The sequence below is a fragment of the Denitromonas iodatirespirans genome (assembly GCF_018524365.1).
GTDB lineage: Bacteria > Pseudomonadota > Gammaproteobacteria > Burkholderiales > Rhodocyclaceae > Nitrogeniibacter > Nitrogeniibacter iodatirespirans.
Genome location: NZ_JAEKFT010000049.1, coordinates 1 through 19,596, shown reverse-complemented (window position 1 = coordinate 19,596; position 19,596 = coordinate 1). Strand labels below are relative to the sequence as shown.

At 66.5% G+C, this 19,596-nt stretch carries 22 protein-coding genes; 13 read left to right on the top strand and 9 right to left on the bottom strand.

Going from position 1 to position 19,596, the window contains the following annotated elements:
- Positions 1-358: 358 nt before the first annotated feature.
- Positions 359-706 carry a DUF2917 domain-containing protein gene (locus I8J34_RS25135; protein ID WP_214363974.1) on the top strand — a complete coding sequence of 116 codons (348 nt, stop codon included), beginning with the start codon at positions 359-361 and terminating at the stop codon, positions 704-706.
- On the opposite strand, the gene I8J34_RS22975 is transcribed toward I8J34_RS25135, so the two are convergent.
- Positions 593-1,516, bottom strand: a complete 924-nt coding sequence (locus tag I8J34_RS22975) for a LysR substrate-binding domain-containing protein (protein WP_214363973.1) — start codon at positions 1,514-1,516, stop codon at positions 593-595. The genes I8J34_RS25135 and I8J34_RS22975 overlap by 114 nt on opposite strands.
- Before the next feature lie 17 nt (positions 1,517-1,533).
- Here I8J34_RS22975 and I8J34_RS22970 point away from each other — a divergent pair, with 17 nt between their 5' ends.
- The gene (locus I8J34_RS22970; protein ID WP_214363972.1) at positions 1,534-2,421 is read left to right on the top strand and encodes a LysR family transcriptional regulator; all 888 of its coding nucleotides are present in this window, start codon (positions 1,534-1,536) and stop codon (positions 2,419-2,421) included.
- Here the strand turns inward: I8J34_RS22970 and I8J34_RS22965 are convergent.
- Both I8J34_RS22965 and I8J34_RS22960 read right to left on the bottom strand, forming a co-directional pair.
- The gene (locus I8J34_RS22965; RefSeq protein ID WP_214363971.1) at positions 2,418-2,555 is read right to left on the bottom strand and encodes a hypothetical protein; all 138 of its coding nucleotides are present in this window, start codon (positions 2,553-2,555) and stop codon (positions 2,418-2,420) included. The genes I8J34_RS22970 and I8J34_RS22965 overlap by 4 nt on opposite strands.
- Positions 2,552-3,769, bottom strand: a complete 1,218-nt coding sequence (locus I8J34_RS22960) for an MFS transporter (protein ID WP_214363970.1) — start codon at positions 3,767-3,769, stop codon at positions 2,552-2,554. Before I8J34_RS22960 ends, I8J34_RS22965 begins: the two co-directional genes overlap by 4 nt.
- Before the next feature lie 166 nt (positions 3,770-3,935).
- Between I8J34_RS22960 and I8J34_RS22955 the strand changes: the two genes are divergently transcribed.
- Entirely contained in the window at positions 3,936-4,313 is a 378-nt protein-coding gene (locus I8J34_RS22955) for a hypothetical protein (RefSeq protein WP_214363969.1), read from the top strand.
- Between the two features lie 40 nt (positions 4,314-4,353).
- Here the strand turns inward: I8J34_RS22955 and I8J34_RS22950 are convergent, their stop codons facing one another.
- Positions 4,354-5,862 (bottom strand): protein adenylyltransferase SelO, encoded by a 1,509-nt coding sequence (locus I8J34_RS22950; protein WP_214363968.1) that lies wholly within the window; start codon positions 5,860-5,862, stop codon positions 4,354-4,356.
- A gap of 169 nt (positions 5,863-6,031) precedes the next feature.
- Here I8J34_RS22950 and I8J34_RS22945 point away from each other — a divergent pair, with 169 nt between their 5' ends.
- From I8J34_RS22945 to I8J34_RS22910, 8 genes are all read left to right on the top strand, one after another.
- On the top strand, positions 6,032-6,478 hold the full coding sequence (locus I8J34_RS22945; RefSeq protein ID WP_214363967.1) for an HIT family protein: 447 nt from the start codon (positions 6,032-6,034) through the stop codon (positions 6,476-6,478).
- 73 nt (positions 6,479-6,551) lie between these two features.
- Complete coding sequence (locus I8J34_RS22940; RefSeq protein WP_214363966.1) at positions 6,552-7,166, top strand: hypothetical protein; 615 nt, start codon at positions 6,552-6,554, stop codon at positions 7,164-7,166.
- Positions 7,148-7,822: a hypothetical protein gene (locus tag I8J34_RS22935; RefSeq protein ID WP_214363965.1), complete on the top strand. Its 675-nt coding sequence runs from the start codon at positions 7,148-7,150 to the stop codon at positions 7,820-7,822. The genes I8J34_RS22940 and I8J34_RS22935 overlap by 19 nt, the downstream gene beginning before the upstream one ends.
- Positions 7,823-7,876: 54 nt before the next feature.
- Positions 7,877-9,124: an RNA polymerase sigma factor gene (locus I8J34_RS22930; RefSeq protein WP_214363964.1), complete on the top strand. Its 1,248-nt coding sequence runs from the start codon at positions 7,877-7,879 to the stop codon at positions 9,122-9,124.
- A gap of 104 nt (positions 9,125-9,228) precedes the next feature.
- Positions 9,229-9,573, top strand: coding sequence for a YciI family protein (locus I8J34_RS22925; protein ID WP_214363963.1), 345 nt, complete (start codon positions 9,229-9,231; stop codon positions 9,571-9,573).
- 22 nt (positions 9,574-9,595) lie between these two features.
- Complete coding sequence (locus I8J34_RS22920; protein ID WP_214363962.1) at positions 9,596-10,039, top strand: YybH family protein; 444 nt, start codon at positions 9,596-9,598, stop codon at positions 10,037-10,039.
- Positions 10,040-10,068: 29 nt separating this feature from the next.
- Positions 10,069-10,614, top strand: coding sequence for an SRPBCC family protein (locus I8J34_RS22915; protein WP_214363961.1), 546 nt, complete (start codon positions 10,069-10,071; stop codon positions 10,612-10,614).
- Entirely contained in the window at positions 10,611-11,030 is a 420-nt protein-coding gene (locus tag I8J34_RS22910) for a VOC family protein (protein WP_214363960.1), read from the top strand. Before I8J34_RS22915 ends, I8J34_RS22910 begins: the two co-directional genes overlap by 4 nt.
- A 42-nt stretch (positions 11,031-11,072) precedes the next feature.
- Here I8J34_RS22910 and I8J34_RS22905 read toward each other — a convergent pair whose 3' ends face one another.
- Positions 11,073-11,300 carry a DUF1127 domain-containing protein gene (locus I8J34_RS22905; RefSeq protein WP_214363959.1) on the bottom strand — a complete coding sequence of 76 codons (228 nt, stop codon included), beginning with the start codon at positions 11,298-11,300 and terminating at the stop codon, positions 11,073-11,075.
- 165 nt (positions 11,301-11,465) lie between these two features.
- On the opposite strand from I8J34_RS22905, the gene I8J34_RS22900 reads away from it, so the two are divergent.
- Positions 11,466-12,371: a LysR family transcriptional regulator gene (locus tag I8J34_RS22900; RefSeq protein WP_214363958.1), complete on the top strand. Its 906-nt coding sequence runs from the start codon at positions 11,466-11,468 to the stop codon at positions 12,369-12,371.
- A gap of 411 nt (positions 12,372-12,782) precedes the next feature.
- Here the strand turns inward: I8J34_RS22900 and I8J34_RS22895 are convergent, their stop codons facing one another.
- The 3 genes from I8J34_RS22895 to I8J34_RS22885 form a co-directional block, all read right to left on the bottom strand.
- Entirely contained in the window at positions 12,783-13,112 is a 330-nt protein-coding gene (locus tag I8J34_RS22895) for an arsenic metallochaperone ArsD family protein (protein ID WP_214363957.1), read from the bottom strand.
- Between the two features lie 228 nt (positions 13,113-13,340).
- On the bottom strand, positions 13,341-14,477 hold the full coding sequence (locus I8J34_RS22890) for a GGDEF domain-containing protein (protein WP_214363956.1): 1,137 nt from the start codon (positions 14,475-14,477) through the stop codon (positions 13,341-13,343).
- Positions 14,478-14,694: 217 nt separating this feature from the next.
- A complete protein-coding gene (locus tag I8J34_RS22885; protein WP_214363955.1) occupies positions 14,695-15,891 on the bottom strand; it encodes an amino acid aminotransferase in 1,197 nt (398 codons plus the stop codon).
- A gap of 251 nt (positions 15,892-16,142) precedes the next feature.
- Between I8J34_RS22885 and I8J34_RS22880 the strand changes: the two genes are divergently transcribed.
- Complete coding sequence (locus tag I8J34_RS22880) at positions 16,143-17,105, top strand: MBL fold metallo-hydrolase (protein ID WP_214363954.1); 963 nt, start codon at positions 16,143-16,145, stop codon at positions 17,103-17,105.
- A gap of 189 nt (positions 17,106-17,294) precedes the next feature.
- On the opposite strand, the gene I8J34_RS22875 is transcribed toward I8J34_RS22880, so the two are convergent.
- Positions 17,295-19,265: an NACHT domain-containing protein gene (locus I8J34_RS22875; RefSeq protein WP_230411970.1), complete on the bottom strand. Its 1,971-nt coding sequence runs from the start codon at positions 19,263-19,265 to the stop codon at positions 17,295-17,297.
- Between the last annotated feature and the right edge of the window lie 331 nt (positions 19,266-19,596).

Below are 19,596 nucleotides of genomic sequence, written 5' to 3'. Positions count from 1 at the left end.
CTGGACGCCAATCGGTGCGGTCACGCTCAATCCGGAGCGTGATGCGGCCATTTGCGGCCACGGTCATGCTGAAGACATAAAACGGTTGGTTGCATGAATCAGGCGACAACTATCTTGACTTGCTCCGGGCGATGAGCGGCATGGTGCCCACCCGACGCGTCGCCTCAAGTGAGAACTGCTGTGTGCGCCGTCAGCACAATTCAGCGCTCGACCTCCCGGCATCGCTAGGCTGGGGGTGTCTCCTCCTCTCTTGGCGTGTCGCCTTCGGGCGCGTCAGCACAAGCCCGGCCCCGCCCCCTCGGGGGGCGGTCTTTTTTGCCGGCAAGCGGGAGGCGGGAGCATTGAGGAGGAAACCCGCATGAATGCCAGAGATGCAATGCATTGGGGAGTCGAGCTGGCCGGCGGCGCGATACTGGTCGTGCCCCCGGGGGCGACCATCGACTGCCGGGCCGGCTGCGTGTGGCTGAGCGAGCATCGCCCCGGTCGTGATGTGCTGCTCGTCGCGGGCGAGGCTCACTCCGTCGGTGGCACCGGGCCGGTGGTGGTGACCGCGCACCGGGGCGCACGGCTGGTTATCGGCCTGGTCGACGACTCAGCCGGACGCACGCTGCGCCGGATCCTGGGCGCGGCCTGGGCCCGGCTGCGCCAGCGCGGCGAGCGCGCCGGCACAGGCTTGCACCACCGGCCGGGCCTGCCCGCGCGCTGACATCAGCAGCACATAGCTCTTGTCGGGCAGGCGCAGCGGATGCACCGTGCGCAGCCCGTGGCGCGCGCAGGCATCCAGCGTCAGCTGCAGCGGCATCAGCGCCAGGCCGTCGCCGCGCGCACAGGCCAGCAGCGCGGCATACACATCGTGGCATGTCAGCACCGGGGCCTGCGGCAGGGCCGCCAGCCCGGTCTGCCGGGCCAGCCGCGACCATGACAGGAGCGGGTGCTCGATCAGCGGCTCGCTGGCCAGCAGCTCGGGCAGCGAGCGCAGCCCCAGCGCCAGCGCCCGTGGGGCCGGCGCCAGCACGCCGAGCGTCTCATGCCACAGGATGCGGCCGTCTTCATGGTCCGCCGGATGACAGTAGCGGATCGCAATGTCACACTCGCTGCGGTCGAGGTCGGACAGCGTTTCGCTCACCGCCAGCGTCAGCGCCACGCCGGGGCAGGCCGCGCGCAGGGCGGCCAGCCGGGCCGGCAGCCACAGCCGTGCCACGCCCGGGCTGGCCGCGATGCGCACCTCGGTGGCAAACCCGCTGCCCAGCCCGTGCAGCCAGTCGGCCGCGCCGCGCGCGAAGGCAGCCGCCGCGTGGTAGTAGGCCAGCCCCTCGTCGGTCAGCTCGACCGTCGGGCTGTGGCGGATCAGCAGGCGCAGGCCGGTGCGCTCTTCGAGCAGCGCCAGCGAGGCGCTCAGCGCTGCACGGCTGACGCCCAGCTCGCCGAGGGCCCGCGCCACCGTGCCGTGGCGCACCAGTGCCTCGAAGGCGGCCAGGGCATGCAGCGGCGGCAGGGGGGCGGGGGGTGTCGACATCAAGGAGGCTCCGGTCGATGAGTCATTCATTATTGCGTGATCTGCCCTTGCTGGAACTGTTGGCGCTGGAGGCCTGCCTGCGCCTGGGCTCGCTGGCGCGGGCGGCCGACGAGCTGTCGGTCACGCCGTCGGCGATCAGCCACCGCATCCGCCAGCTCGAACGCACGCTGGGCATTGCCCTGCTCGAACGGCGCGGGCGCGGGGTGGTGCCGAGCGCCGCCGCGGCCGCCTGCCAGGAGGCATTGAGTGCGCGGGTGGCGGCCTTCCGGGCGGCGACGCAGTCCTTGCGCGACACCGCGCAGCACCAGCTGCACATCGATGTCACCCCGGTGCTGGGCGTGGCCTGGCTGACTGGCCGCCTGGCAGCGCTGCGCCGCCTGCTGGACCTGCCCCGGCTGCGGGTCGAGATGAGCACCAACCGGCTGCCCGGTGCGCCCATCGATCCGCGCACCGACATCATCATCGAACTGGTGGCCGATGCCACCGCCGCCGGCATGCGGCCCCTGTTCGCGGCCCGGCTCGGCGCCTATGCGGCGGCCGGCTCGGCGCTGGCGGCGCCGGTGTCGGCCGAGGCGCTGCAGGGCCAGGCCTTGCTACGCCAGACCTCCGCCGACTGGGCCGACTGGTGCGAGGCGGCCTTCGGCCACTGCCCGCCCCTGCACTACGCGGTGACGCTGGACGACCCGCTCAGCGCGCTCGAAGCCTGCCTGGCCGGCACCGGCCCGGCCCTGCTCAATACCCTGGCCGCGGCCCCGTATGTGGCGTCCGGCCAGCTGCGCGCGCTGCACCCGGCCGACATCGATGCGGGTGTCTACGGCATTGCGCTGACCGAGCGCGGCCAGCTCAAGCCGTTGGCGCGCCGCGCCGTCGAGGCGCTGGTGGCGCTGGCCGCGGAGGGCCGCTAGCGGCACAGCGCCTCCAGCGACTGCAGCGCCAGCAGCAGGTCGGGCGAATTCCAGGCGCGTGCCGCCAGCGCGGCCACCGCGGCCATCGCCAGCGCCAGCCACAGGCCGGCGCGTCGGTGCGGGCGGTGCTTCATGCGGCGCGCCCGGCCGGCACGGGGGCCGGGCTGCGATCGTCGATCGGGTAGTGCAGCAGCGCGGCCAGCACGCCGAGGCCGATCGACAGCGTCCACACCACGTCATACGAGCCGGTGGCGTCGAACACCAGGCCGCCCAGCCACACGCCGAGGAAGCTGCCCACCTGGTGGCTGAAGAAGACGAAGCCGAACAGCGTCGAGATGTAGCGCACGCCGAAGATCTGCGACAGCACGGCGCTGGTCAGCGGCGCCGTGCCCAGCCACAGAAAGCCCATGCCGGCGGCGAACACATAGGTGGTGGTGGCGCTCACCGGCAGCACCATGTAGGCGGCGGTCAGCCCGGCGCGCAGCAGGTAGAGGATGCTGAGTAGGTTCTTGGCACGCCAGCGCCCGCCCATCTGGCCCCAGGCCCAGGTGCCGAGCACGTTGAACAGGCCGACCAGCGCCAGCGCGCGCATGCCGACATTGGCGTTCAGCCCCTGGTCCAACAGGAAGGCCGGCAGGTGGTTGCCGATGAAGGCGAGCTGGAAGCCGCAGGCCAGAAAGCCCAGCCCCAGCAGCCAGAAGCCGCGATGCGAGAAGGCCTCGGCCAGCGCGCTCCCCAGACCCTGCGGCGGCGTGGCCGTGGGGTTGGGGCGGGCGCTCGGCTCGGCCATGGCCACCGCCAGCAGCAGCGTGGCGGCCACGGCGGCGGCCAGCACCCACAGCGCCTCGGCCCAGCCGGCGCTGCTGATCAGCGACTGCGCGACCGGCAGCATGGCGAACTGGCCGAGCGAGCCGAGCGCGCCGGCCGTGCCCAGCGCGGCGGTGCGCCGATGCGGCGGCACGGCACGGCCGATGGCGCCGTAGATGATGCTGAAGCCGGTGCCGCTGAGCCCCAGGCCGACCAGCAGGCCGGCCGACAGGCTGAGCATCACGCCGCTGTCCGACAACGGCATCAGCACCAGCCCGGCCACATAGGCCAGTGCGCCGAAGACCACCACCCGGCCGGCACCGAAGCGGTCGGCCACCATGCCGGTGAAGGGCTGGGCGACGCCCCACAGCAGGTTCTGCAGGGCGATGGCGAAGGCGAAGGTCTCGCGCCCCCAGCCCTGGTCGAAACTCATCGGCTGCAGAAACAGCCCGAAACTGTGGCGCATGCCCAGTGCCAGGCTGAGGATCAGCCCGCCGCACACGATGACCAGCGCGGGCGAGCGCCAGGATGGGGTTGTCATGGTGATTCTCCTGATGGGGGGTGTGCTTACCCTAGCGCCGGCACACCGGCGCACCGGCGAAGAATGCTGTGCCCGGCAGCAGCGCATTTCATGTGTGCGCGCCGCCTCGCCGCCCCGGCGCGACTCGGCTATGCTTGGCGCCGTCCCAATCCCCTAGCGCTCCGACATGCTCAACGCCCGCCTCTACCTCGCTCTGCTCGCCGCCCTGGTGTACCTCGTCGCCGTGCCCGGCACCTCGCTGTTTCGCGCCGCGCTGTCGGGCGACGCGCTGACCCTGCGGGTGAGCTTCGGCTCGCCGATGCTGTGGCTGACCACGGCCGTCATCGTGCTGATCATCTGGGGTGTGTGGAAGCGCTTCGCCTGGGCCTGGTGGCTGGGTGTGGCGGCGGCCGCCTTCCAGCTGGTGCGCACCGGCATGTGGGTGGCGCAGCACTACTCGCTGTCGCGCCTGCCGGGTGAGAGCACGCTGCTGGTGCTCGGCCTGCTGGTGACGTTTCTGGTGCTGATGCTCTCGCCGGGCATGCGCATGGCGTGCCGGCGCTGAGGCGGTTTGGCGGGTTGAAACCCGCCGTTCCCGACGCCCTCTAGCTCGAACAACTCACCGACAGCGACTGCGCCCAGTCCGGCGGCGGGGCGGCGAATTCGGCGTTGTCCGGCTGTTCGTCGAAGGGGCGCTGCAGGCAGGCGTGGATGCGGTGCAGGGGGGCGTAGTCGCCGGTCTGCGCGGCGCGGATCGCGGTTTCGGCCACCCAGTTGCGCAGCACGTATTTCGGATTGATCGCCTGCATGGCGGCGCGGCGTTCGGCGTCGGGCCGCGGCTCTAGCGCCAGGCGCGCGCGCCACTGCGCCAGCCAGGCGTCGCAAGCGGCGCGGTCGGTGGCCAGATCGCGTACCGGTGCGTCCTGCGCCGGGGTGCCGGCAACGGCGGGTAGCTCGCCCAGGGCGCGGAAGAACAGCGTGTAGTCGGTGTGCTGGGTGTGCAGCATCGTGTACAGGCCGCCGATCAGGGCTTCGTCGTCGTCACGCGCCTCCACCAGCCCGAGCTTGGCGCGCAGGCGGTCGAGGAAATCGCGGTTGTAGGTCGCCACGTAGGTGGCGTCGATGGCTTCGAACAGTGCGTCGGTGTCGCCGATCAGCGGCGTCAGCGCATGGCCGAGGGCGTGCAGGTTCCAGTGCGCGATGTGCGGCTGCGCGCTGTAGCGGTAACGGCCGCCGCGGTCGGTGTGGTTGCAGATGTGCTCGGCGTCGAAGGCGTCCATGAAGGCGAAGGGGCCGTAGTCGAGCGTGAGGCCGAGAATCGACATGTTGTCGGTGTTCATCACCCCGTGCATGAAGCCCACCGCCTGCCATTGCGCCATCAGCGCCGCGGTGCGGCGGCTGACTTCGGTGAGCATCGCCAGGGCCGGGTCGGCCGCCTCGCGCGCCGCGGGGTAGAAGCGGTCGATGACATAGTCGGCCAGCTGTTGCAGGGCATCGACCCGGCGGTTGGCCATCCAGTGCTCGAAGGAGCCGAAGCGCACGAAGCTCGGCGCCATGCGCGTCACCACCGCGGCGGTCTCCAGGGTCTCGCGCGGCACCGGCAAATCGGAGGCGACCAGGCTCAGCGCGCGCGTGGTGGGGATGCCGAGCGCAGCCATGGCCTCGGAGCAGAGAAATTCGCGGATCGACGAGCGCAGCACCGCGCGGCCGTCGCCCATGCGCGAATAGGGCGTGCGCCCGGCGCCCTTGAGCTGCAGTTCCCACGGGCCGTGGGGCGTGCGCACCTCGCCGAGCAGGTGGGCGCGCCCGTCGCCGAGCTGGCCGGCCCAGGCGCCGAACTGGTGGCCCGAATACACCGCCGCCAGCGTCTCGCCGCCGGGCAGCGGCGCATTGCCGGCAAAGGCGGCGACGAAGTCCGGCGTGCCGGTCTCCTCCGGATGCAGGCCGATCAGCGCGGCGGCCGCATCGCTCACCGCGACCAGGCGGGCGTCGGGCAGGCCCCAGGGGGCGAGCCGGGTGTAGAAGGCCTCGGGCAGGCGCGCGAAGCTGTTGTCGAAGGGCAGGGCGTCGAGGCGGTGCGGACGTGCGGGCGCGTCCGGATGGGGGGCATTCATGGGCAGGCTCTGTCGGGGGATCGGGCGGCCGGTCTGTGCCGGCATCGGTAGACAGTGTGGCACCGGATGCGTTGCCGTGCGCGCTGGGCGAACAGGCGGAGGGGCGGGTAGGATGAACTGACGGCGCGCCGCCGGCGTGCCCCGGACCGACCCCGCACAAGGAGCCGCCATGCCGATGTTTGTCGATACCTCGCCCCCCGGACAGTGCATCTTCTGCCGCCTGGTGGCGGGCGAGATCCCCGCCGAGCGCGTCTATGAAGACGCCCTCACCATTGCCTTCATGGACATCGGCCAGGTCAACCCCGGCCATGTGCTGGTGGCCAGCAAGCGCCATGCCGCCACGCTGTTCGACCTCACCTTTGATGAAGCCGGCGCCATCATGCAGACCGCCCAGCGGGTCGCCTTCGCCGTGCGCGAGGCCTTCGACCCGCCCGGCCTCACCCTGCTGCAAGCCAACGGCAAGGAAGGCGACCAGACCGTGTTTCACTGCCACATGCACGTGGTGCCACGCCATGGCGACGACGGCATCGGCCTGTCTTGGCCGCGCAAGGACCCGCCGATGGCGATCATCGCCAGCTATGCGGAGCGGCTGCGGGCGGTGATGGGGAAGGGGTGACGAAAGGTAGAGTTGGCGGGTCATGACGTTGGTGTATTCTTCCGGTGTTTTTTGACATCGTGGAGGAATGCTCATGCCGCTCAATATTCGTGTCCGGCAGCGGGTGATCCGCAAGCTCGAAGCCTACGAAGGGCGCGTGAGCCACTTCTATCTCGATCGCGTAGGCAAGGTCACGGTGGGGGTCGGCCACTTGATTCCGGATCGGAGTGCGGTTGCGGGGCTTGATATGGTTGTGGCGCCGTCGGGGCCGCTGGCAAGCCTGGCCGAAAAACAGGACGAGTACGACCGCGTCGCGGCCGAACCGGTGGGCTATCGCGCCAGCCACTATCGTGCCGCAACCCGACTGCTGATGCCCGACACCGAAATCTCGCGCCTGCGTGACCGTCATGTGCGTACGTTTTATCGGGAGCTTCAGGCGATCTACTCCCGGCACAACGGTTACCCTGACGATTTCGACAATTGGCCGGCAGGGGTGCAGATGGCGCTGTTCGATCTTATCTTCAATCTGGGGGCCACGCGCTTGCGTCATGTTTTCGTCAATCTCGACCGGGCGATCCGTGCGAGCGATTGGCGGCGTGCCGCGACCGAGTCGCACCGCCCGCAAGTCAGCGCGGCACGGAATCTGTATGTGCGGCAACTTTTTTTGTCAGCCACGGGGGTGCCGGCCGCATGCGTACCTGCCTGCTGACGGTTTTCATGTCGAGCGTGCTGCTCGGCTGTGCCGCCGTGCGCGCCGCGCCGCCTCTGCGCGCATTCAACGGGGCAGCCTTCGCCGGTCTGGTCGAAGCCAGCGGGGAGCGCGGCCGGCTGGACTATGTGCTGGACGGGGCCAATGGTGCCGAGTTGCGTTTTGCCAGTTGCGCCGAGGTGGCCGCGACCGAGGCGGCAGCGGTGCGTGAGGATCAGTTCACGTTGTTCCGTCTGCTGCGCACCAACTGTCAGGCGCTGGCGCGCTATGCCGACAGCCGCCCGGCCCGCGACAGTCACCTGCCCGATGCGCTGACACCGGTGCTGGTGGGCACCTTGCCGTCCGAGGTGCTGCCGGCCGTCGGCGGGCAACCGGCGCCACCGAAGGCGGGCGAGCGTTTGAAGAGCGCTCCCCACGTGGCGGACATCGAGGCGCTACCCGGGGGCCGTGTGCGGGTGCTGACCCGCGACGACGAGATTGTCTACACTCTCATGGCGCAGGGCGACTTCGACGGCGACGGCGTGCAGGACATGCTCCTGCGACTCGACTGGCGCGCGCGCGACGCATTCGGCCAGGGTGTCGAGCTGCTGCAGATCACCCGTCGTACGCCCGGCGGGCCGGCCGAGCTGACCTGGCGCTTGCCGGCGGCACCCTAGCCGGTGCCGATCTTGCCGCCTGCGTGGCAGGCGGTGCGTTTGATCGAGAGGACCATGCCCACGGACGCAGCCGTCGACATCCCCGCCCACATCGACGCCCTCTACCGCAGCGACTCGCGCCGCATCCGCGCCACGCTGATCCGCCTGCTGGGCGATTTCGATCTGGCCGAGGAGGCGGTGCAGGAGGCCTTCGTCGCGGCCATGGCGCAATGGCCGCGCGACGGCGTGCCGGACAACCCGCGTGCCTGGCTGGTGTCGGCGGGGCGCTTCCGGGCCATCGACCGCATCCGTCAGCGCGCCCGGTTCGATGCCTCGCTCGCCGAGCTGGCCTGGCGGCTGGCCGAGGATGAGCAAGAGGTTGCCGAGCCGGCCAGCGGCATCGAAGACGACCGCCTGCGGCTGATCTTCACCTGCTGCCACCCTGCACTGGCGCCCGAGGCGCAGGTGGCGCTGACCCTGCGCGAGGTGTGCGGGCTGACCACCGAGGCCATCGCCAGCGCCTTTCTCACCGCCACGCCGACGCTGGCGCAGCGCATCGTGCGCGCCAAGGGCAAGATCCGCGACGCGCGCATTCCCTACGAGGTGCCCGAGGGGCCGGCGCTGGCCGAGCGGCTCGACAGCGTGCTGCGGGTGGTCTACCTGATCTTCAACGAAGGCTATCTGAGCTCGAGCGGCGAGTCGCTGACCGCGCCCGACCTGTCGGACGAGGCCATCCGCCTCGGCCGGCTGCTGGTCGAGCTGCTGCCCGAGCCCGAGGCGCAAGGTCTGCTGGCGCTGATGCTGCTGACCGAATCGCGCCGCGCGGCGCGCAGCACGGCCGAGGGCGAGCTGGTGCTGCTCGACGCCCAGGACCGCCGCCTGTGGAACCGCGCGCTGATCGACGAGGGCATCGCCCGGGTCGAGACGGCGCTGCGCTCGCGCCGTGTCGGCCCCTACGCGCTGCAGGCGGCGATTGCCGCGGTGCATGCCGAGGCGCCCACCGCGGCCGACACCGACTGGCCGCAGATCGTCGGCCTCTACGACGTGCTGATGCGGGTCGAGCCTTCGCCGGTGGTGGCGCTCAACCGCGCCGTGGCGGTGGCCATGCGCGACGGGCCGGCTGCCGGGCTGGCCTTGATCGACGCATTGCTGGCCGAAGGCGAGCTGGCCGACTACCGGCTGGCGCATGCCGCCCGCGGCGAGCTAATGCAGCGCCTGGGCCAGCGCGACGGCGCCCGTGCCGCCTTTGCCCGTGCGCTGGCACTGACCCCGCCGGGCCCCGAGCAGCGTCACCTGGCCGCTCGGCTCGACGGCCTGGCCTGAACCGCGCGCCATCCCGACGAACGGTTGTCGAATCGTCGCCACGGCCGACGACTAAGGGGCGAAATCCGACAAAAAACCCACCACCGATCCCCGAGGAGACCCCCATGAAATATCTCTGCCTGGTGTATGCCGACGAAAGCACGCTGCACAGCCTGCCAGACAGCCCCGAAGACGCCGAATGCCAGGCCTATGCCGAGCAGGTTGCCGGCAGCGGTCGCATGCTGGCGGCCGAGGCGCTCGAGCCGGTGGCCACCGCCACCACCGTGCGCATGCGCGGCGGCAAGGTGTCGATCACCGATGGGCCGTTTGCCGAAACCAAGGAGCAGCTGGCCGGCTTCTACCTGGTCGAGGCGCATGACCTGAACGAAGCCATCCAGGTGGCGGCGCAGATTCCCGCCGCCCGTGTCGGCAGCGTCGAAGTGCGGCCGGTGCGCCAACTGCAAGTCTGAACCCCCTCACTGGAGAGAGACCATGACGACCCCCAACACAAGCACTGACGAAGCCGAGGTGCGTGCCCTGTTTGCCGCCTGCCGCGACGCCGTGGTCGCGCACGACATCGGCCGGCTGATGCAGCACTACACCGACGACCTGGTCGCCTTCGACGCCATCGGCCCGCTGCGTTTCGACGGCCGCGCCGCCTACGAGGCGCACTGGCGCCGCTGCCTGGAGATGTGCCCGGGTACGATGATCTTCGACATGCATGATCTCACGCTGTCGCTGGACGGAACGGTCGGTTTCGGCCACTACCTGGTGCGTTGCGGCATGACCGCCGAGGACGGCACCGAGCAGGCCAGCTGGATGCGCTGCTCGGTCGGTCTGCGCAAGATCGACGGCCAGTGGCGCATCGCGCATGAGCACTTCTCGGCGCCCTTCGATCCCGAGACCTGGAAGGCGCAGTTTGACCTGACGCCCTGAGCGCCGGGGTCTTTCAACGGAAAACGCACATGCCCCCGAGCATCGATTCACGACCCGCGACCTTTGCCCTGACCCACCGCCTCGCCGTGCCCCGCACGGCGGCGTGGGCGGCCCTGTCGGACGCCGACCGGCTGGCCCAGTGGTGGCGCCCGGCGGGCGCACGGCTGACGGCCGCGTCGCTGGCGTTTCACCCCGGCGGCCGCTTTCTCTACGCCACCCGCCTGCCCAATGGCCAGGCCATGTGGGGCCGCTTCGTGTATCGCGACATCGAGGCGCCGAGGCGCATCGTCTGCGTCGCCTCGTTCTCCGATGCCGGCGGCCGCGTGCGCCGCCACCCGCTGCGCGTGCACTGGCCGCGCTATGTGCACCACACGCTGGAGCTGGCCGAGGTGGCCGGCGGCACCGAGTTGCGGCTGCGCTCGCGGCCGGTGCACGCCACCTCGGCCGAGATCCGCGCCTTCGAAGACGGGCACATCTGCCTGCAACGCGGCTTTGCCGATGCCTGGGCGCGCCTCGACGCGCACCTGGCCGGCCGGGCCGGAACACCCCCCACCCCGACGAGGAGTCAAGAATGAGAGCCGAACCTTACCTGCTGTTTCGTGGCGACTGCGAGGCCGCCCTCAATGTCTACAAGGATGTGTTGGGCGCCGAAGTGACCGCGCTGATGCGCTTTCGCGATGCGCCGGCGGGCGCCATGCCCGAGATGTCCGGCATGGCCGACAAGGTGATGCATGCCAATCTCAAGATCGGCAACACCATGGTGATGGCCTCCGACGGCCAGTGCGGTGAGGCCACCGGTTTCGACGGTTTCGCGCTGACGCTGGAGGTGGCCGACACCGCCGAGGCGCAGCGGGTGTTTGCCGCGCTGGCCGAAGGCGGCGAGGTGCGCATGCCGCTGGCGCCGACCTTCTTTGCGCGCCAGTTCGGCATGCTCGCCGATCGCTTCGGGGTGCCGTGGATGGTCATCGAGCACATGCCCGAGGCCGGTTGAACGATGGCCGGGCGCGGCCGTTCTGGCGCGCCCGGCCGCCGCTCAGGCGCGCCAGAACGGCTTGTTGCCTTCGAAATTGGCCTGGCCGCGGCTGATGCCGACATCGCGCAGCAGGTGCTCTTCCATCTCGCGCAGGTCGCGGCGGTCGCGGCTGCGCTTGATCCAGGTCTTGAGGGTGATGCGCGCGGCACGCAGGGCCTGCTGCAGCACCGTGCCAAGCTCGGCACGGAGGGGGGCAGGGGCGCAGGTTTTTTGGGTCAGGCTGCTCATGATGCGTCTCCTGTTGGGGGGGCTTTCGTTGATGTGAAGCTTGGCCGCCCAGCACAAATGCATCCAATCGTTTATTCGGATTCACGCCTTCGGAAATTGTGATGGCGAAGACTTTCCAGATGCGGTGTACTGATGACATTCCACTGCGATGAACAGGAACCGACCATGGAGCTGTACCACCTCAGAACCTTTGTCGCGGTCGCCGAAGAGAAGCATCTGACCCGTGCCGCCGAGCGCTTGTTCACCAGCCAGCCGGCGATCAGCGCGCATATCAAGGCGCTCGAAGAGACGCTCGGCGTCACGCTTTTCGACCGCACGCCCAAGGGCATGCGCCTGACCGCCGTCGGCGAGGAAATGCTGCCGCGCGCGCGCCAGGCGCTGGCCGCCGCCAACACCTTCGTGCAGCACGCCAAGGGCCTGCAGGACGAGCTGATCGGTAGCGTGCGCATCGGCCTCAACTCCGACGCCCGCTTCCTGCGCCTGGCCGCCCTGCAGGCGGCGCTGGCCGACGACTACCCACGCCTCGAAGTGGCCATGCTCACCGGCTCGACCGGCACCAATCTGCCGGCGTTGCGTGTCGGCAAGCTGGATGCGGCCTTCGTGTCGGGCGAGATCGACGATCCGTCGATGAGCGTGTGCTTCCTGGCCGAGGAGCCGCTGGTCATCGCCGCGCCGACCGGGCTGCGCGAGCAGATCGTCTCGACCGAAGTGGAGGCGCTGGCCGCCCTGCCGTGGGTGTACACCTCGCCGGACTGCTCGCATTTTCGCGTCATGCGGGTGCTGTTCGAGGCGCATTGCTGCGAGCCGACCCGAATCCTGATCGCCAACCAGGAAGACGCGCTGGTCGAGATGGTCCGCGCCGGCGTCGGCCTGGGCATCATCCGTCGCGGGGTGCTTGCGCCGGACGATCCGCAGGCCTACGAGCTGCCGGTGGCGCTGCCGGCCGTGCCGCTGCAGTTCGCCTACCTCAGGAAGCGCGAGAACGATCCGGTGATCCGTGCCCTGATGCAGGAGGTGTGCGCGGTGTGGGGCGTCGACGCGCCGAGGGAACAGGTCCGCGATGCGGGCTGAGCGGGCCGGTCTTATCCACGCCTGCCGTGGGCAGGCTTGTGGACAAGCTGTGGGGCGCCAGCCCATCTGCTTGAGCGGGCAGGGTTTTTGTGCACTGCTGCAAAACGAGGCAGCCGCGATGCCGTCGGCCGTTTTCCCGCCATGGCGCATGCCGCGGGCCTTTGCGCCGTGCGAGACGCGCGTGTTATCCCCGCGCGCCGTGGGTGACCCTGTGGATAAGCTGTGCGCCGGGCGCGCATCTCATTGAGGTGCCGCGGGTTTTTTCGCCTGCCTAGAAATGAGGCAGTGGCGGCCGTCGAGCCGCGGTGCCCGCCCGCGCCGTGGTCGGCGCCGGGCCGGCGGGGTGCCGTCCGTGGGCGGCGGCCGCATGTGGCGGCGCAGCGCAAGGGCTACGCCTGCCGGGCGGCGCGGTCAGCCGGCGCAGCGCCCGCCCGAACAGCAGCCGCTGACTTCGGCCGGGGCCGCAGCGTTCACGCCCAGCCAGTGGCTCAGTTCGCCGCGCGTGGGGTAGCGGCCGGCCATGGCGATGTCGCCGTCGAGCAGGATCAGCGGCAGCGCGCCGGGGCCCGAGCGGTCGAGAAAGCTGCGAACCGTAGGGTTGCCGGAGAAGGCCAGCGGTTGCTCGGCAAGGTTGAAGCGATCGATGCGCGCGCCGTTGTTGGCGGCCCAGTCCAGGTCGGCGGCGACATCGGCGGCCAATTCGGCCGACGCGGCCGGCTCGAATACCTGAATGCTCTTCATGTGTCGTTTCCTTTGTGTGCAGGGTGAACAAAATGTCGGGCGGCCGTTGTCGGGCGGCGCCCGCGTGCCCAGCGGGCGACTCTACCGCAGCGAGGGCGTGGCGGGTCTGATTTGTATCAGGTCTGCGTCCGGCATGTCACTTATCCCCGGCCGCCGTGGACGGGGCTGTGGATAAGCTGTGGGCCGGCGAAGTATCTGCTTGAGCCGACGGCAGAATTTTCCACTGCCTCAGTGTGAGGCAGTAGTGAAACGCATCACGGCCTGGGCATCGGCCTTGGCCTGGTACATCGACTGATCGGCCCGATGCAGGATGTCGGCCACGGTGGCGCCCTCGTAGGGGAACAGGCACAGCCCGACGCTGGCGGACAGGCGCACCCCGGCGGGCAGCTCGGTGCCGGACTGGGCGATCACCGCCTGCAGGCGCGCGGCCTGGCTGGCCGCGGTGGCCGGGTCGGGCAGGTTCGGCGCCAGCACCACGAACTCGTCGCCGCCGACGCGGGCCACCGTGTCCGCCTCGCGCACCGCGTGGCGCAGGCGGTTGGCGATGTGCTGCAGCGCCTGATCGCCGACGGCATGGCCATGGGCGTCGTTGATCGGCTTGAAGTCGTCCAGATCGATGAAATACACCGCATGCAGCGCCGGGGTGCGCTCGGCCGCGGCCAGCCACTGGGCGATGCGGTCATGCAGCAGCTCGCGGTTGGGCAGCCCGGTGAGCGGATCGTGCAGCGAGCGTTCGAGATGCAGGCGGCGCTCGGCCTCCAGCGCCTGCTTGTGCACGAACAGGCGGCGGCGTTGCAGCTCGGCCAGATAGCCGGCGGTGCCGCCGATCAGGTTGGCCGAGACGATGAAGAAATCCTGCGTGGCCAGCAGGTGGCTGGGGTAGTCCACCACCGCGCCGAACCACAGGTTGTAGCCGACCAGCAGCACCAGGTCGACGCCCAGCGCGTAGATGAAGCGCGTGCCGCTGAAGTTGTAGGTGAAGAAGGTGACCAGCACCATCACTGGGTAGTAGTGGGCCACGGTCTCGAGCGGCAGCAGCCGCATCATGGCGATCAGGCCGAGGCCGCCGGTCAGCCCGTTGAGCGCCGGCAGCAGGTAGGCGCAGCGCGCGTAGTGCGGGGTGAAGCTCAGCGCAATGAAACTGGCCGGCACCAGCAACGTGCCCAGGCGGATGGCCCACACCTCGGCCTGGTGGGCGGCAGGCACGAACCACGGGTCGAGCACGAACAGCAGCAGATACACCAGCGGCCCGATCACCAGCGCGGCGCGCCACTGCGTGAGCATGCGCGGGTACACATAGTCGTCGTAGGCGCGCTCAAGCGTCGGGTCGGCAAAGCGCAGATGCAGCGGGTGGAGCCGTGTCATGGGGCGCTCATCGGTGTCGTATCGGTGCGCCGCCAAGGCGCATCCTTGTTGCCGTAACGGCAGGCGCGCGGGGCGCTTGAGCGTCGCCGGCCGGCCATCGGGGCGGGGTCATGAAAAACTGCTCGGACGGACACTCATGATAGGCCGGCCGGGCCGCGGGCGCATGAAAAACGCCGGCGCGGCGAGGCCGGCCGGCGTGGTCGTGATGGCGCGCCGCTCAGCCCTTGAGCACTTCGGCAAAGGCCGAGGCCACATAGTCCACATTGCGGCTGTTGAGCCCCGCCACGCACATGCGCCCCGAGCCGACCAGATACACCGCAAACTCGTCGCGCAGGCGGTCCACCTGCTGCGGCGTGAGGCCGGTGTAGCTGAACATGCCGCGCTGGGTGATGAAGTAGCCGAAATCGCGGCCGGGCACCTTGGCGCACAGTACCTCGTACAGCTGCTGGCGCATGGCCTTGATGCGCACCCGCATCTCGGCCACTTCGCCCACCCACTGCGCGTACAGCGCGGCGTCGTTCATCACCGCGGCGGTGATGGTGCCCCCGTGCAGCGGCGGGCTGGAGTAGTTGCGGCGCACGGTGAACTTCATCTGGCCGAGCACCCGCGCCGCTTCCTCGGCATCCTGGCACACCACCGACAAGCCGCCGCAGCGCTCGCCGTAGAACGAGAGATTCTTCGAAAACGAATTGCTGACCAGGAAGGACAGCCCGGCATCGGCCATGGCGCGGATGGCGAAGGCGTCGTCGTCCAGGTTGTCGCCAAAGCCCTGGTAGGCGATGTCGAGAAAGGGGATCAGCTGCCGCTCGGCCAGCACCGGGATCAGCGTCGTCCACTGGTCTTGCGACAGATCCACGCCGGTCGGGTTGTGGCAGCACGGATGCAGCAGCACGATGCTCTTCGCCGGCAGCGTCTTGATCGCCGCCAGCATGGCGTCGAAGCGCAGCCCGCAGGTGGCCGGGTCGTAATAGGGGTAGTCGTTCACCGTGATGCCGGCGCCGGCAAAGATCGAGCGGTGGTTGTCCCAAGTCGGGTCGCTCACCCACAGCTGGCTGTCGGGGAAGTAGCGCTTGAGCAGATCGGCGCCCACCTTGAGCGCGCCCGAGCCGCCGATGGTCTGGATGGTGGCGATGCGCCCGGCCTTCACGGCCGCGCTGTCGGCCCCGAAGAGCAGGCGCTGCACCGCCGCACGATAGCCGGCATGGCCTTCCATCGGCAGGTAAGTGCGCGGCGCGGGCGTCTGCGCCGCCCGCGCCTCGGCCTGCTGCACCGAGTCGAGCAACGGCACGCGGCCGTCTTCGTCGTAGTACAGGCCGATGCTGAGATTGACCTTGTTCGGCCGTTCATCCTTTTGGTATGTCTCGACCAGCGTCAGGATGGGGTCGCCGGCATAGGGGTCGATATGTTCGAACATGCGCTTTTGGGCTCTCGAAACAGAAAAAAGGGAGGCGCACCAGTGCGGTGCGCGGTGTGTCATTGGAATGCAAGTGTGCGGGCCGAGGCAAGTTGACGGTGAGGACATTCACCGCCGCCGACCGGTTTGCCCATGCGTTGCCAAGGGCCGCGCGCCTGTGATTGCGGCACTGCAAAAATCGCCCGGGCAGCTTCGTGCTAGGTTTTATCTGCTGGTCCAAAAAGCACAACTTTGCTCAACAGGAGAACAGCATGAAAATCACCCCACTACTCGGCGCCCTCGCCATGGGCGCCCTGGCCGCACATCCCACGTATGCCGCCAACGTGAAAGTCACCCCGCTCGGTGGCCAGGACGGCGAATTCTGCGTGCTCGACCGCGCCCTGATTTTCGAAGACCCGAACGGCACCCGCCTGCTCTACGACCCCGGCCGCACCGTGGCCGGCGCGAACGACCCGCGCCTGGGCAAGATCGATGTCGTCCTCGTCAGCCACATGCATGGCGACCATGTCGGCGACAAACACACCCAGGCCCCCAATGCCGGCGCCTGCGACAAACCGGACATGTCCGTGTCGGCCGCGCCCAACACGCTGGCGGTGAACATCGCGCTGGCCAAGAACGCCAAGATCGTCACCGGCAGCGAAATGCCGGCCTTCTTCGCCAACAAGCTCAAGAGCAACGGCGGCGACCCCAAGAACTCCGTCCTCGCCCGCTTCGGCGGCAGCCAGACCATCGGCGGCGTCACCATCGCCACCGTGACGGCCATCCACAGCAATGGCATCGGCGGCGACCTGGTCGGCGGCGATTTCGGCAAACGCCTCAAAGAAGCGGGCCTCGCCGCCTATGTCGGCGAAGCCACCGGCTATGTACTCAAGTTCAGCAACGGCCTCGTCGCCTACCTCTCGGGCGACACCGGCATCACGGGCGACCAGGACAAAGTCGTGCGCGGCCACTACAAGGCCAAACTGGCCGTGATCAACATCGGCGACACCTTCACCACCGGCCCGACCGAAGCCGCCTACGTGATCAACGACCTGGTCCAGCCGGCCTCGGTCATCGTCTCGCACGCCAACGAGCCGGCCACCGAGGGCGGCAAGGTCAAGGCTGGCACACGCACGGAAAGCTTCATCAAGGCCACCAAGGTGCCGGTGCATGTGCCGCTGTCGGGGAAGACGATGGAGTTTGACGGGGGTGGGGGGTGTGTTGTGGGGTGTTGATTGGGTGGTGTGTCGGAGTGTACGGGGCGGTGCCGATAGTGGTGCTGCCCTCCGCGTGAAGGCACTCACTCCCGAAACGACGCCTTGTTGGCTAGAGTGTGTGCGTTACTCTGTAGCTTTTGTAAGATACTTTTGCTTGTGCCCATAAGATGCCATGCGCCCGATTGAATAAATAATGCAGGCCGGCTACTAGGTTTTTAGAGCAGTAATTTTTCTCCATATTTCATCTTCTGAAAGTGTGAGCTCGGATCGGATTTTGTTCATGCGGTCTGTAAATCGACGCACTGGTTTGTAGACAAATCCATCATCGCCTTTTCGGCGGCTAATAACCCCAGAGTCAATCAGTATCTTCAGTATTGTGTCAACAGCCTTTGGGCTGTATTTCTGACCATAGCCACCTTTGAGTAGAGCCGTTTCCTTGCGTTCCGAACCTGGCTGAAAGAAAATCTTATGCACAATTGAAAGGAGCAGTTTCTGAGAGGATGTGAGAGGACTTTCTTTTATTCGAGATGAGTTGGATACCCGATCAAAACTAATTACATCGAGCGACTGTATCCAGTCGGGGAGTCCTTCTTTCGAGGAAATTCCAGCAACTGATGCCGCAATGCAGTTTTCGATCAACAAGCCATGCTCATGCGTTACAAGTGTTTGATCTAAGATAAGTAAGTCTATGGTGGAATTTTTGATTGTGGCGTTCGATACGATTCGCTTGTGTAGGTTTACCAATGGGATGCTGGAGTTGGAGATCTGAAGTCCCTTCAAATCCAACGACTCTTCTCCAAACGCAGTCAATATTGAAAAAATTTCACCAAGTCTGATTGTGTTGTGGCTGTTGCCGAATTTCATTAGGTATGCAAAGCAATGCTGCTCCAGATCAAAGAGACGAACTATATTGGAAGCATGGATTAGTCCTAATAAATGCAGCGATTGAATCCATTGATTTTGTCCGGAGTTTTCAGACATGTTTATTATGTCTGCCACAAGAGCTTCGGCTCGTAGTACATCCAAAACATTCGGGTCGATAAACTGGCGATCTGGAGATTCCGGTTCAATGCGACCTAAAGTGCACATTCTAGAGAGTAGTTGGTGGCCGCTTTGGTCTGGGACTGATCCAACAACCATTTGATAAGCAGAGTCAATGTCGCTTGGGGTTAGGCGCCCCGTAAATGTATTTGAGTAACGAGTTTTTGCTGCAAGTCGCTGAAGGATTAGTTGTATAGTTTGTGGCGCAATTGATCCACTAACTCCTTTTGATTCGCGTTGACAGATTGCATTGATGAAAGCTCCCCAGAATTGGAACTGGCCATACTCCTTGCTTAACAGAGTGGTAACGTCTTCAGCGTCCAATTCGACCAGCATTTGAAATACAAGGGGCTTTCTTGGTAGCCACTTTGGAATCTGCGCAGCTATGCCAAGTGAAGACAAGTACTGAGCGCCTTCTGTGTCAGAGAAATTTTCCGGAGCCTCTAGGCAGCTAAGTTCGTGGGCAGTTCCTAAGCCAAGACTTTCAATCATTTCCTCCGTGCTGTCAAAAAAGTGCGACCGCCCTGTAATAAGAACTCCACCTTTTGCGCGTTGAATTAGATCGCGAACTCCTTGAAGGGCCCGCTTTCTGACTGCGCACCGATCTTCTATGCGAGTATCGTGGATCTGGGTTCCAATTTCATCAAAACCATCGAGAAGAAGAATTAGATGCCCTGAATTTAGTAGTCGAATTACATTGTCTACAGAACTTCCTAGTCCGACGTTGCCGAGATGTCCCGCTATGATTTCCAGGGCGCTTGAACTGCTCCAATGATCTCTTAGGTTGATCGCAAGCGGATATGCTGCAGATTGGCGTATGCTGGCTTTTAGAGTTGAAAAAAGCTCTCTTGCGCATCGACTTTTTCCCGTTCCGTAGTCACCGGTCAGAATGACGCTAGACCCCTTTTGTAGTGATTTTGCTATCGAATTTATTTCGTATGATTTGTCTTTTTCTAAGTCTATGTATTTTACTGAAATAAACTCTCGATCGTCGTTTTTTCCTGTTTTTGAGTTTATGGCGCTGCCAAATGGAAGGCTTTCTCGAAGGGTCACGTAGCCTTTGAAATCGAAGAATGTTTGCTCGAAACTTGCTATAGAGCAAACCTTTATATGGAATTTTTCTCCAGCTTCGACCATGCTGCCGGTTGGTTCTTGATCCAGTATGACAAACCCGCGGCAGATGAGTCCCTCTGTGGCAAGACGTAGTTTGGTGGGTTGGATTTTATTGAGGTCGTCTCTGATTTTTTGTAGTGTGCGCTCTGTCGTTATTTCAATGAGCACTAGCTCATCGCTGGCCCCCTGAGTCAGAATAGTTGTCGCCTCGATAGAATCCAAAACCCGGGGGCGATGAGAAGAGAACGAAGTGGCTCGATACGGACAAAAATTCAAGGACAAAGCGCTCGCTCGACTGTTGCCGCCGGAGGGCGCCTCAGTGGAAGCGGTTTCCCAGGAACTGAGCATTTCGGTG